Consider the following 13,464-nt stretch of genomic DNA (forward strand, 5'->3'; position numbering starts at 1 on the left):
CCGTCAGCCCACCTTTCCCATCAAATAAACGACGGTGAAAATGAAAACCCACACGACGTCGATAAAGTGCCAATACAAGCCGGCAACGTAAGCTTTTGGCGCGGTTACGACCGTCAAGCCTTTCCTTGCGATCTGGCCGATTATAAGCGAGATCCACAATATGCCGAACAAGACGTGGCCGCCGTGAAAGCCGACCAGCGTATAGAACGATGAACTGAAGGCGCTTGTCGTAAAGCCGTGACCCTCATGTACATAGTGATTGAATTCGTAAATTTCGAGCGCGAGGAACCCGAGCCCGAGCAGTACCGTTACAATGAGCCATCCGATAACGCCGCCTTTGTTATGGCGATGCAGCGCTTGCGTCGCCATAACGCTGGTCAAGCTCGACGTCAGCAGGAGTATGGTTGCCAGCGCGACAAGGGTTAGATCGAACAGCTCGCTTGGCGGCGGACCGTCAAGCACCTGGTCGCGAAGCGCAAGGAATGCCGAGAACAACGTGCCGAACAATACCGTCTCGCCGCCAAGAAACAACCAGAAGCCAAGTACTTTATTGCGTCCCTCCAGCGTCGCCTTCTCCGGCTCGTGCGGCAATTGGCCTTCGGTATGCGTATGCGAACTCATGCTTTAACCCCCTGTTCGTGAAGCTCGTCTGGATCGATATGGTATCCGTGATCATCCTTCAGGGAGCGGAGCATCATGCAGAAGAAGGTAATCACTAAACCTAGAATGCCCACATAAAGCCCCAGATTGTTTGGCCAATCTTTGGCGTACATAAATCCGAAGCCCGCAATGAACAGACCGACGGACATAAAGAACGGCAGAATCGACGGCGAAGGCATATGGATCGGGCCAAGCGGCTCCGCAGGCGTCATCCGTTTGTTGCCGTCCATCTTTTCTTTCCAGTAAGCATCGTATCCGCGGACAAGCGGCGTTTGCGCGAAATTGTATTCCGGCGCCGGAGACGAGATCGTCCATTCCAGCGTACGGCCGTCTTCCCATGGATCGTCCGCTGCGGCAGCCGGCTTGAACGACGTCACGACGACGTTGATCAGGAAGAAGATTGTGCCGAGCCCCATCAAAAGCGCGCCGATCGTACTGATCAGATTCAAGTTGTTGAAGCCAAGTCCGTCCAGGTAAGTCCAGATCCGCCGCGGCATACCCATGAGGCCGAGGAAGTGCTGAACGAAGAACGTTAAATGGAAGCCGATAAAAAACGTCCAGAACGTCAGCTTGCCGAGTCCTTCATGAAGCATCCGCCCGAATATTTTGGGCCACCAGTAATGCAGGCCGGCAAAAATGCCGAGCACCAGTCCGCCGACGATGACGTAGTGGAAATGCGCTACGACGAAATAGGAGTCGTGGTACTGGAAGTCCGCCGGAGCAGCCGCCAGCATGACGCCCGTAACGCCGCCCATAACGAAGGTCGGGATAAAGCCTACGGCAAACAGATTCGCCGACGTAAACTTGATGGAGCCGCCCCACATCGTAAACAGCCAGTTGAAAATTTTGATGCCTGTCGGCACGGCGATAAGCATGGTGGCGATCGAGAACAACGCGTTCGCGACCGGTCCGAGGCCGGTCGTAAACATATGGTGCGCCCAAACCATGAAGCCGAGGAATCCGATCAGAATCGTAGCGAACACCATGGAGCTGTAGCCGAACAGCCGCTTGCGCGAGAACGTGCTGATGACTTCGGAAATAACGCCAAACGCCGGCAATATCAGAATGTAAACTTCAGGGTGACCGAAAATCCAGAATATGTGCTCCCAGAGTACGGCGTTGCCGCCGGCCGAAGGTTCAAAGAAGTTGGCGTCGAACAGCCGGTCGAACATAAGCGCCACCAAACCTACCGTAAGGGCCGGGAACGCGAACAGGATAAGCGCCGACGTAATGAAAATCGTCCACGTAAACATCGGCATGCGCATAAAGCTCATGCCCGGCGCGCGCATGTTGATGATCGTTACAAGGAAGTTAATGCCGCCGACCAACGTGCCGATACCGGCGATTTGAAGGCCGATTACATAATAGTCCAGTCCGTGGCCGGAACTGAACGTCTTGCCGGACAACGTGGCGTAGGCCGTCCAGCCTGCGTCGGGCGCTCCGCCTGCGAACCAGCTCACGTTCAGCAGCAGGCCGCCGAACAGAAACGTCCAGAAGCCAAGGGCATTGACGAACGGGAAAGCGACGTCCCGCGCCCCGATCTGCAAAGGTACGATCGCGTTCATCAGCGCAAACAAGAGCGGCATCGCGGCAAGGAAAATCATCGTCGTGCCGTGCATCGTAAGCAGTTCGTTGTATGTACTTGCATCGACGAAGTTATTCAACGGCTTCCAAAGCTGGATTCGGATCAGTATCGCTTCGAGCCCGCCGATCAGGAAGAAAAATCCTCCCGCAATCATGTACAATATTCCGATTTTTTTATGGTCAACCGTCGTGAGCCAATCCATCAGCCCCGTATAGCGTTTAACCGTATGAGCGTGCGACAAGGCAGGTACCTCCTTTAATCACGGATGATTTATTGTTCATAATCAAGCTTCAGCTCGGACAAGTATTTCGATATGCCTTCAAGCTCCTGCTCCGTCAGTTCGACCTTGCCCATTCCGTTGCCCGGCTTCACCAGATCCGGGTCGGAAATCCAGCGGTACAGGTTGTCGTATACCGAGCCTTCGTTTGCGTATTTCGGATCATCCGTGTTTACAAGAATACCCCCGACCGACTCGCGGCTTGCAATGCCGGTCAAATTCGGATAAGCCGGTCCGCCTTGATCGCCTACGGCATGGCAAACCAAGCATTTGTTCACGAACGCCTCTTTGACGGCCGGATCCGCAGGAAGAGCAACCGGAGCTTGCAGCGCGGCCACCCAACGGTCGAACGAAGCGCCGTCTACCGCTTTGACTTTAAAGTCCATCAGTCCGTGCGAAGGACCGCACAGCTCCGCGCATTTGCCCAAATAAACGCCTTCGTTTGGCGCAGAGAAGTACATTTTGTTTATATTTCCGCCCGGATTCGTATCGATCTTGCCCGCAAGCGACGGAATCCAGAACGAGTGAAGCACGTCGGCCGATTTCGCTTCGATCGAAATCGTCTTGCCGGTCGGAATGACCAGCTCCTGCGCCGTCTTCAAGCCGTATTCCGGATATTCGAACTCCCACCAGTACTGATGGGAAGTTACGATGACTTTAACGGCTTCCGGATCTTTGGAGTAATCTTTGGAAAGGTTGAACACCGACTGAACGGTAGGAACGCCCAGAATGATCAGCAAGATGATCGGAATGACGGTCCATATAATCTCCAGCTTGTGATTGCCTTCAACTTGCTTCGGTATCGTCTTGTCTCCCGGACGTCTGCGGTACCGGATGATGACGTAGAACGAGATCGCGAACACGACGACGACTACGACAACCATGATCGAGATTGCCAGCTTCATCAGTCCGAACTGTTCTTCCGCCACAGGTCCTTGCGGCCTCAAAGCCGACAAGTCTTCCCGGCCGCAGGCAGTCAGCACGATTGCCATCAGTGCCATTAGCGGTACTAGCCGTTTCATTAACTGCCACCGATTCATCAATAATCAACCCCATTTTTGAAGTTTCATGGCTGCAAAACTTATTCAAAATTGCAGCAGAATGCGCATTCATTGATGTAATTACAAAAGTTGCTACATTATTACTTTTTTAAATATAAAGTTTGCAGGGACTTTTTGTCAACGCTCCACAGAGAGTTCACAAATTGTTCTAAAAGCTGTCAAATTCGCAAATAAAAACGCTGCCATTTTCCCCACTCACCTATATTATGCACCTTATCCATGGGCATTTATGTATCCCCCTCCTCTACGTATATAAATGCGCCGCCGGCAAACTCTAAGATCTAACGATGGCGAGCAAAGGAGGAAAGCAGCTTATGCTGAAACGAATGAGCGTTCTTTTCGTTGCGACGGCGCTGCTGTCGGCAATCGGGACAGGCTGTGCTTACGAGCAAAGAGTCCATAACAGCGACGAGGATTACGGCAGCCGCGAGTCCGGCGATCCGAAGATGCTAGGGGGCCAAATGTACGGCTCCGCATCGGACAACCCTTATCAGCACGACAACACCTTTTTCGAATACAGCTCCAAACTATCCAACGCCGTATCCAATTTGAACGGCATCGCGTCCGCTACCGTCATGCTGACGGATAAAAACGCCTATGCCGGCGTTATGCTTGACTGGACGGCCGTCGGAATCAAAAGCAGAGGAAAAACAAAAGAACAAAATAACGGCGGCATGGGCGAAGGCGTCTATAATCATACGACGGGAAGCCCATATTGGGACAATCGCAAGCTGGTAACCCCGTACAATTCGTATTTCTCCGTCAACGACCACAGCGAGCTGTCGCCCGAATTAAAGCAGACGATCGCGGTCAAAATCCGGGAGCTTGCCCCGATGGTACAGGAAGTTTATATTTCCGCCAATAAGGAATTTGTAAATGAAATGGGCGAATACGCCAAAGAAGCGTGGCTTGGCCACTCGCTCTCGCCATGGCTTGAGGATTTTAACATTCTGGTGAAGCACCAGTTTGCCGGCGGTCAGATTATGCCCGATACGATCACCGACAAAAAAACGACTCGAGCAAAGGGAGATGTAGATTACGGAACGTCCCCGTACAAGCAAGGAGAGGACTCGCCTCTGCTGTATTAAACGAGTTTCTTCCTATTATATATAAGACGCGTACGAAATATGGGACCATCAGGCTCGTACGAATCCGCAGCGCCTTTGGTCCTTGCGCGTCTTTCCTTAGTTTAAGCCAGTATGGCCCTAATGGGAAGACATAAAATGAAATCGCTTTAAAAAAAAACGACACGGTTCGGGAATTTTCATTTTTCCCGATGAACCAAAGGTTTTTAAACTTAAAAGTTGCAAAAGTTTATGTTTTCGGGTATAGTGGTTCCATACGTGCTATATTTAACCTCTCAAAGATCCCTCGAAAGAATAATTTATTTCCTCTCGATTCTTTAACGGTTAATTTACCCATTTACTTTAGCTATTCTGATTCACACTGGCGCGGTCTTCGGAGCCGCAAGGACGAAAGAGAGGCAGGGCTTTCGTTGTTTTGGAAATTAAGGCTGTAAGAACATCTTAGAACAATTAACGTTGTGACCAGGGATTAAAGTAAACGGCACAAGTCCGGATTACGGGTTAAATATAGAATTGCGCAATTCGCGCGATTATGCTAAATGGCGGCACCTTAGATGCGAGGTGCCGCCGTCCAATTTTCACTGGATCCTCCCCCACCCCTCGAGAGTCACCTCCCCCCACCCCCTCCAGAGAAGGGGACTCCAAAGGGCTCGCACCTCTGGACACCCCAAATCGGCGTCTCTGCCGCGCGGCCGTCTTCGACAATCAAGCGTGCCAAACCTCGCGTTGTCCTACGGACAAAGCTTACCTTCCCGCTTCTTAAGCCACACTATGCCTTAGCGTACTGCCTCCACTCGCCGTGTTCGATAGAACATGATCATGAGGGAGCCGCCTGTCCTGACCGACAGAGCTTTCATTCCCGCCCCTTGCTGCCTACTACTCTCTTTCTTCTGCCATGTTCTGTTTGAGTTGACCTTGCTTGTCCTGACGGACATAGCAACGCTGGCCTAGAACTTCGGACAAGGCTTAACCTCCGCAAAAAAGTTTGAAAAAATTGTTCCCGAAATCTTTGTTAGGGGTTGCAATCGTAAGCGTTAACAATTATGATGTTGTTAGAATAAGGTATTGATTAATTGATTAATATTTTTATGAATTCATGGAGGGGTAATGATGACAAACCGTTTGACGATTAACGCCGATTCCTCAGCAGGTCAAATTAGCCGCCATATTTACGGCCATTTCTCCGAGCACTTGGGACGGTGCATTTACGAGGGCTTCTGGGTAGGCGAGGACTCCCCGATTCCGAATACGAAAGGGATCCGCAACGACGTCGTGCAAGCGCTCAAAAAGCTGAACATCCCGAACCTGCGCTGGCCGGGAGGCTGCTTCGCAGACGAATACCATTGGAAGGACGGCATCGGCCCTCGCGAGAACCGCAAGCGGATGATTAACACGCATTGGGGCGGCGTCGTGGAGAACAACCATTTCGGCACGCACGAGTTTATGGAGCTGTGCGAATTGCTGGAGTGCGAGCCTTACATTTCGGGCAACGTAGGCAGCGGCACCGTCCAAGAAATGTCCGAGTGGGTCGAATATATGACGTTCGACGGCGTATCGCCGATGGCGGAGCTGCGCAAGGAGAACGGCCGCGAGAAGCCATGGAACTTGAAATTTTTCGGTGTGGGCAACGAAAACTGGGGCTGCGGCGGCAATATGCGCCCGCAATATTATGCGGATCTGTACCGCCGCTATCAGACGTTCGTCCGCAACTACGGCGACAACAAAATTTTCAAAATCGCATGCGGTCCTAACGTCGACGATTACGCATGGATGGAAACGGTCATGCGCGACGCGCACCGGTTTATGGACGGCATCAGCCTGCACTACTATACTTTCCCGGGCTCTTGGGAGAACAAAGGACCGGCAACCGGCTTTACCGAAGAGTTCTGGTTCTCTACGCTGCATAATGCGCTTCGGATGGACGAGCTTATTACGCGCCACTCCGCGATTATGGACCAATACGATCCGGAGAAGCGTATTGCGCTTGTCGTAGACGAATGGGGCACTTGGTACGACGTGGAACCGGGCACGAATCCGGGCTTCCTGTACCAGCAGAACACGATTCGCGACGCATTGGTGGCGGGCATTACGCTTAACATATTCCATCAGCATTGCGACCGCGTCCGAATCGCGAACCTGGCGCAAATCGTCAACGTACTGCAGTCGGTCATTCTGACCGAAGGCGAAAAAATGCTGCTTACCCCTACTTACCATGTATTCGACATGTATAAGGTGCATCAGGATGCGCAGCTGCTTCAAACAAGCCTGCAAAGCGAAAATTACGAGATGAACGGCAAATCGGTGGAACGGGTATCGGCTTCCGCTTCGGTGGACGCGCAAGGCCGCATCCATGTCAGCCTTTGCAACCTGGATCACTCCGGCGCAGCCGACGTCGAGATCGACGTGCGCGGCCTTGCCGGAAGCAAGCTGAACGTAAGCGGGACGACGTTGACGGCTGGGGCCATCGATGCGCATAATACGTTCGGCAATCCGGACAACGTGACGCCGCAAGCTTTCACCGCGTTTGAGCTGAACGGCTCGTCCATTCGCGCGAAGCTTGCTCCGATGTCGGTAACGGTGCTCGAGCTCGCGCAGGCGTAAACGAAGGCCATGAGCGACGTTCGTGGATGCAAAGGGTGCCGGGACGACTACCGGGTAACCGACGAGCAGATCAGCCGGATTTTGCAAGCGCCTATGTTCCGTTCCCCGGAGCATAGCGTAAGCGACGACGTTTATGAACGGCGGCTTGCCGCATGCGGCGCTTGCGACAAGCTCATGAACGGCACGACCTGCACGGTATGCGGATGCATCGTGCAGGTCGCCGCCAAGCTGAAGGAACGAAGCTGCCCGCGTCCCGGGGGCGACCGGTGGCTTGCGATCTCCTAAAAGCGTCAGCGACAAGAGCATGACTGCAAAATAACGAGCAAAAAGAAAAATCCTTTTCCGCATGAGGAAAAGGATTTTTCTGCACAAGCATAATGAACTGCCTTTTTCGAGCCGGCAAAGCTTGCATTTAGCCTTTAATGCCCGAATTCAAATTAATCGACGAAAGGAAATGCTTTTGCGCAAACAAGAACAGGACAAGCGTCGGAATAATGGCGAGCATGGCCGAGCCCATCAACTGGCCGATCATCCGGTAGTTGCCGTAAATGTCTTGAAGCAGAAGCAAGCCGGCCGTTACAGGCATTTTATTGACATCCGTATAGACGATAACCGGCCACAGAAAGTCGTTCCAGGAGCCGACAAACGAAAACAAGCCGCATACGATAAGAACGGGCTTGATCAGAGGCAAAATAACGGAGAAATAAATGCGGAAATCCCCTGCCCCGTCAACGCGCGCCGATTCGTCCAATTCGCCGGGAATCCCCTTCATGAACTGCCGCACCAAAAAGATATTGCCCATCCCTGCAAGGCCCGGAATGATCATCGCCAGCGACGTGTTTACCCAGCCCAAGGCGTCAATGATTTTATAAGAAGGAATCAAGTTGACGACGCCCGGAAAAAAAGAAATGCCGAGCAGCGTAAAAAATAACGTATCTCTTCCTTTAAAGTTCATCCGCGAATAGCCGTAGCCGGTAATCGAAATAACGACGACGACAAGCGCCGTATGCAAAATGGCGATAAACAGCGAGTTCCCGAGCCAGCGAAGAATCGGAGCCGTAGACGTATTTTGCAAGATCGCGGTGTAGTTATCGAAAATCCAGTTCGCCGGAAGCAGTCTGAATCCGGAAGTGACAACCTCCGTCTGGGAACGGAACGAGGTCGAAAAACCGAACAACACGGGAATAACCCAAGCAAAACATAATACGATCAAAAATAAATAAGCTAATATTTGCGATAGGCTTATTTTTTTCAGCAATGGAAGCACCTGCCCTTTCGTTTCCGTTTCATCGCAAATCTAGGATGCGTTTCGGTTCATGAAGTAATATTGGAATGCCGAAATAATCAAAATGACGAGACCGAGCAATACCGCCATGGCGGACGCCATCCCCGCAATCGATTCGCCGTTGCCGAACGCCAATTGCCGGATGTACATCATCAACACATGCGTGCTTTGTCGCGGTCCCCCGTCCGTCATCATCAGCGGCTGGCCGAAGACGTTGAACGACGCTCCCGTCGTCATGACGAACGTATAGATAAGCGGAAAACGGATAGAAGGCAAGGTAATGCTGAAAAATTTACGGACCGAACCCGCGCCGTCAAGGCTGGCCGCTTCGTACAAGTCCTGGGCTACGCCGTTGATCGAAGCGCGGTAAATGATCATGTTGCCGCCGACGCCGCCCCATACCGTAACGACGACGATAATGATCCACGCGTACGGCTGATTGGCCGCCCAAGCGACGGTAGAACCAAACACGTTGCCCGTGATGCCCAATTGCTTATTGAAAATAAGCGCCCAAATAAGCGCAGCCGCCGAAATCGAAATAAGTCCCGGAATGTACAGGATCGATTGCATCAATCCTTTCATCTTCACCTTCTTATGTTCAAGAGCGACCGCAATGAGAAGAGGAAGCACGATCAAAAGCGGGACCGTAAACAATACGAATAAAAACGTATTTTTGAGCCCTCTCCAAAATTGCGTGTAAAACGTCGAATCTTTATCGAATAAAATCGTTTTATAGTTGTCCAGACCGACCCAGGTCGGGTCGTTAATCAGATTCCATTGCGTAAAAGAAGCGTAAATGCCGTATATCGTCGGCAGCAAAATGAAGACAATAAATAGGATCAAGTGGGGACCTACAAACAAATAAGGCGTAAACAGCTTCTTATTCATAGCATTTTAATTCTCCTTTTGGAAAAGTAATGTGCCATATCCATGGCACATTACTTTTTTTCTGGCTATTCAATTCGCCGGATTATTGCGCCCCTTGGTTCGCTTCGGCAACTTTGTCTTCGACGAACTTCTGCATCGTCTGCAGCGTTTCGTCGATATCCACATTGCCGCGTACGATATCGGCGGCATAAGTGTCTACGGCTTCAGCGATATACGGATAGTATTCATACGTGTAAATATAAAGCGATTTCGTTTCTTGCTCGTTGGACGTAAAGAACGATTGCATATATTGCTGATAGTCCGGGCTTTCGTTGACTTGCTTACTCGCTACGATCTGGCCGGCTTTCGCCCATTCGAGCGAGTGCTGGCGAATGAATTCCAGGAATTGGCCGATGCCCGCTTCTTTCTCGTCCGAACGTTTCTCGTTGTTGAACATTGCGAACAAGTGGGAAGAAGCGCGGTTTGTAAATTTATCCGGCGTCGTGGAATAAATGTTCGTAACGCCGAAGTTCAAGCCTTCTACCGCCGAGTGCGCCGTCGACGTCCACGTGCCGTCCGTAGAGAACAATACGTTTCCGTCCTGGAACATCAGGTAACCGTCTTCGCCGAACGGCGTCATCAAGCCGGCGTCGGCGATTTTCTTCACTTCTTCAAACGCTTTTTTCATTTCAGGCGTGTTGACGGCAGGCTTTCCGTCCTTTTGAATGTCGCCGCCTACGTTCTGAAGCTGCGCAAGAATGACCCAGCCGAGCAGCGCGTCGTTGACTACATATTGCCCTTCTTCCATTTTACCTTGCAGCGAAAGCATTTCGTCGATCGTCACGACGTTGTCGTCCAAGAAAGATTCCGCATTATACTTCTTCAGAAGATCTTTATTGTAGTACATCGCATTGGCGTGGATATCGAGCGGAACGGTATACTGCACATTGTCGATCGTTCCGGTCCCCCAAGCTTGCGGCAAGTAGTTCTCTTGTTTAATTTCAGGCTGCTGCGCCAAAATGTTGGTCATCGGCTCAAGCACGCCCTGCTTTACATAGCCCGGCACGCGGTCGGCATGTATGATGGCCAGGTCGGGAATCCCTTTGCCGGAGTTCAATACGGTCGAAATTTTCGTATACATATCCGACGTGATGACATGCTTCACTTTGATTTCCGGATTGGTCGCGTTGTAATCTTTTACGAGTTGATCCATATATGCGCCGTCATCGCCTGTGAGCGGCGTCCAGAACGTAATCGTTTTCTCATCGTTCCCGCCTCCGCAAGCGGACAGCGCGAACGATACAACGAGAAGCAATGAAACAATAGACAGAATTCCTTTTTTCCTAAACAAGAAGAACCCCTCCCAGAGCTATAGAAAATCAATGTTTCTGTAAACGCATCCAAAGATAAGTACCGCAGCTTGCTGAATCATTGTTGCAGGAATAGAATCGATTGTAGTTTTTCATTTAAGCCGCTTGTCTTCAAGAGTTCTGCCTAGGAGTAACCCTTACAAGACCGGCAGCTTTAATAACAAAAATATTAATAATTAATATTTCGATGAATAAATAATAATTCAGAGCGCTTTCAATTGTCAACTACTATTTTCCTGCTTATTATTCGATCGCAAGGCCGCTATGGTTAGCGGCCTACGATGCGGCTGTCCGCAACGGGAATTCCGAAGTCGGGCATGCCGTCGCTCGTCCATCCGAACACTTGCGCCCTCGTGTGGCGGTTCGGATCGTAAAGCGGATCTCCTTCGATTTCTTTATAATTTCTCGCGTGGTAGACGAGAATGTCCTGGCTGCCGTCGGCGGACACCGTAAAGCTGTTGTGGCCCGGACCGTATTGCCCGGTCTCCTCGTTTGTCGTGAAGACGGGTTCGGGCAGCTTCGTCCAGCTTTCGGCCCTCATCAGATCGCTGTTCTCGTCGGCAACGAGAAGACCCATGCAGTAATGATGGTCCGTGGCGCTGGCGGAAAACGCTATAAAAATTTTGCCGTTCCGTTTCAATACGGCAGGTCCTTCGTTGACAAGGAATCCGATCTTCTCCCAATCATGCTCGGGGGTCGCAATCATGACCTGCTCCTCGGCAAGCGTCCAAGGATTGGCCATCGGGGCAATATATAGGTTGGAATTGCCGGCGATCGAAGGATCCTTCTGCGCCCATACAAGATAACGCTTTCCGTTATGCTCGAAAGTCGTGGCGTCAAGCGCGAAGCTCTCCCATTTCGTTTTGATCTGGCCTTTCTCCACCCATTCGCCCTCCAGCGGATTGGCGGATTCGTTCTCCAGCACGAACATCCGATGGTCGAACAGTCCTTCTACCGTAGCCGTCGTGCGAGCCGCGGCGAAATAGATGTACCATTTGCCGTCGATATAGTGAATTTCCGGCGCCCAGATGTTGGCGCTCATCATGCCTTCGTCGTATTTGCGCCAAGCGACTGCCGGCGCAGCCGATCCAAGCTCTTGGATCGTCTTGGCTCTGCGCACTTCGATCCGGTCGTACTCGGGCACGGAGGCGGTAAAATAATAGTAGCCGTCCTCATGTTTGTATACCCACGGGTCCGCCCGTTGCGGTATAATAGGGTTTACGAGCGTTTCATTCGGCAATACTTTACTCATAGGTGTCGATCTCCTATCCTTTCAAACTATTGATTTACACGAATGTTTATTAATTCACATCTAAACTAAATACTAGAGTGAAATATAGCCGCTGTCAATGGTCTCGTATAGATTTGCCGCAATAGAATTCATAAATTCCTTTACCGAACTGGAAATCAAAATTCGATTTGGCGATAAAAACGGCCTTTAAATGCGGTCGATCACCTTCAAAGGACATCGATAGAAGGTTTTTTCATTTACATTTCTGTAAACTTTTTAATCCCGAGCCGAACCGCTTTACTCTATTATAAATGTTTTCTCCTACTTTGGAACCCCTTTCATGTCTGTTTTTTCGCCTAAAATCATTCGATTTTTCCCTTGTGAACCGATTCATAATCGGCTATCATAAATTAATACCTGTATGATTTGTGCTTTTGTTAACAAATCGCTATCGTCGGAGGAATGAAATTGAGAATAGATTTGACGGAACAGAACTTGCATATATTCGAGGCGATATCCAGCAACGTGCGCATTCAAATCGTGCACCTGCTGTCTCAGAAATCGATGAATATTAAGGAATTGGCGGAGGCTCTCGGCCTTAGCAGCGCCATCATGACGATGCATGTCCGTAAACTGGAGAAAGCGGGGATCGTCGAATCGGAGATGAGCCCGGGCAAAGGCGGAGCGGCTCAGAAGGTGTGCTCTCTTATTATGGACAATTTGGAGATCGCTTTCCCGATCAAAGACGTCATCCCGCGCGAAGTCCGCAAGACGGAAGTGTCCATCGGTCACTTTACCGACGTCCAAATCCAGCCGACATGCGGGATATGCACGCGCGATTCGGTCATCGGCATTTTCGACGACCCCCGTTACTTCCTGGACCCCGACCGGTTGAACGCCAAAATTTTATGGTTCGGGCAAGGATATGTCGAATACAAAATTCCGAATTATTTAATGGGGGACGAAATTCCGGAGGAGCTTGAAATTTCGATGGAAATTTCTTCGGAGGCCCCGCTTACCAACAACCATTGGCCTTCCGACATTACGTTTTTCGTCAACAACGTGAAGGTGGGCATGTGGACGAGCCCCGGTGACTTCGGCGGCAAGGGCAAGCTGAATCCGCCCTGGTGGTTTGAGAGCGTCAACCAATACGGCTTGCTGAAGCATTTGATCATCAAAAAAGAAGGAACCTTCATGGACGGTATCAAGCTATCCGACGTCACGATCGACGATATCGGGATCCGCAACAGCTATTGGTCGTTTCGGATCGCCGTACTGGAGGATGCGGAGCATATCGGCGGCGTAACCCTGTTCGGTTCCGGCTTCGGCAACCATAACCAGGATATTATATTCCGCCTCTATTATTCTAAGGCGAAGCAGGCGGAAACGGCTGCGGCGGCGGCGAACAAAGAAAGTTAGGGGCTGCGGTTAAACCCTGATTT

At 50.9% G+C, this 13,464-nt stretch carries 11 protein-coding genes; 4 read left to right on the forward strand and 7 right to left on the reverse strand.

The window, feature by feature from the left end:
* Window positions 1-3: 3 nt before the first annotated feature.
* From ACFSW5_RS09660 to coxB, 3 genes are all read right to left on the reverse strand, one after another.
* The gene (locus tag ACFSW5_RS09660) at window positions 4-621 is read right to left on the reverse strand and encodes a cytochrome (ubi)quinol oxidase subunit III (protein ID WP_379272010.1); all 618 of its coding nucleotides are present in this window, start codon (window positions 619-621) and stop codon (window positions 4-6) included.
* Entirely contained in the window at window positions 618-2,447 is a 1,830-nt protein-coding gene (gene ctaD / locus ACFSW5_RS09665) for a cytochrome c oxidase subunit I (protein WP_379272121.1), read from the reverse strand. Before ctaD ends, ACFSW5_RS09660 begins: the two co-directional genes overlap by 4 nt.
* A gap of 68 nt (window positions 2,448-2,515) precedes the next feature.
* Window positions 2,516-3,565: a cytochrome c oxidase subunit II gene (gene coxB / locus ACFSW5_RS09670; RefSeq protein WP_379272013.1), complete on the reverse strand. Its 1,050-nt coding sequence runs from the start codon at window positions 3,563-3,565 to the stop codon at window positions 2,516-2,518.
* Window positions 3,566-3,897: 332 nt separating this feature from the next.
* On the opposite strand from coxB, the gene ACFSW5_RS09675 reads away from it, so the two are divergent.
* The 3 genes from ACFSW5_RS09675 (at window position 3,898) to ACFSW5_RS09685 (ending at window position 7,554) form a co-directional block, all read left to right on the forward strand.
* A complete protein-coding gene (locus ACFSW5_RS09675; RefSeq protein WP_379272016.1) occupies window positions 3,898-4,671 on the forward strand; it encodes a hypothetical protein in 774 nt (257 codons plus the stop codon).
* Window positions 4,672-5,778: 1,107 nt separating this feature from the next.
* Window positions 5,779-7,269: an alpha-N-arabinofuranosidase gene (locus tag ACFSW5_RS09680; protein WP_379272019.1), complete on the forward strand. Its 1,491-nt coding sequence runs from the start codon at window positions 5,779-5,781 to the stop codon at window positions 7,267-7,269.
* Window positions 7,270-7,278: 9 nt separating this feature from the next.
* Window positions 7,279-7,554: a DUF6171 family protein gene (locus ACFSW5_RS09685; protein WP_379272021.1), complete on the forward strand. Its 276-nt coding sequence runs from the start codon at window positions 7,279-7,281 to the stop codon at window positions 7,552-7,554.
* A gap of 127 nt (window positions 7,555-7,681) precedes the next feature.
* On the opposite strand, the gene ACFSW5_RS09690 is transcribed toward ACFSW5_RS09685, so the two are convergent.
* The 4 genes from ACFSW5_RS09690 to ACFSW5_RS09705 all read right to left on the reverse strand — a co-directional run bounded on the left by ACFSW5_RS09690 (window position 7,682) and on the right by ACFSW5_RS09705 (window position 12,043).
* Window positions 7,682-8,527, reverse strand: coding sequence for a carbohydrate ABC transporter permease (locus tag ACFSW5_RS09690; RefSeq protein ID WP_379272024.1), 846 nt, complete (start codon window positions 8,525-8,527; stop codon window positions 7,682-7,684).
* A gap of 39 nt (window positions 8,528-8,566) precedes the next feature.
* Window positions 8,567-9,442 (reverse strand): carbohydrate ABC transporter permease, encoded by an 876-nt coding sequence (locus ACFSW5_RS09695; RefSeq protein ID WP_379272028.1) that lies wholly within the window; start codon window positions 9,440-9,442, stop codon window positions 8,567-8,569.
* Window positions 9,443-9,524: 82 nt separating this feature from the next.
* Window positions 9,525-10,772: an extracellular solute-binding protein gene (locus tag ACFSW5_RS09700; RefSeq protein WP_379272031.1), complete on the reverse strand. Its 1,248-nt coding sequence runs from the start codon at window positions 10,770-10,772 to the stop codon at window positions 9,525-9,527.
* A 287-nt stretch (window positions 10,773-11,059) separates the two neighbouring features.
* The gene (locus ACFSW5_RS09705; RefSeq protein ID WP_379272033.1) at window positions 11,060-12,043 is read right to left on the reverse strand and encodes a glycoside hydrolase family 43 protein; all 984 of its coding nucleotides are present in this window, start codon (window positions 12,041-12,043) and stop codon (window positions 11,060-11,062) included.
* 447 nt (window positions 12,044-12,490) lie between these two features.
* Here ACFSW5_RS09705 and ACFSW5_RS09710 point away from each other — a divergent pair, with 447 nt between their 5' ends.
* Window positions 12,491-13,441: an ArsR/SmtB family transcription factor gene (locus ACFSW5_RS09710; RefSeq protein WP_379272036.1), complete on the forward strand. Its 951-nt coding sequence runs from the start codon at window positions 12,491-12,493 to the stop codon at window positions 13,439-13,441.
* The last annotated feature ends 23 nt before the right edge of the window (window positions 13,442-13,464 follow it).

The sequence above is a fragment of the Paenibacillus thailandensis genome, assembly GCF_042685365.1.
In the GTDB taxonomy this organism is placed as follows: Bacteria; Bacillota; Bacilli; order Paenibacillales; family Paenibacillaceae; genus Paenibacillus_AP; species Paenibacillus_AP thailandensis.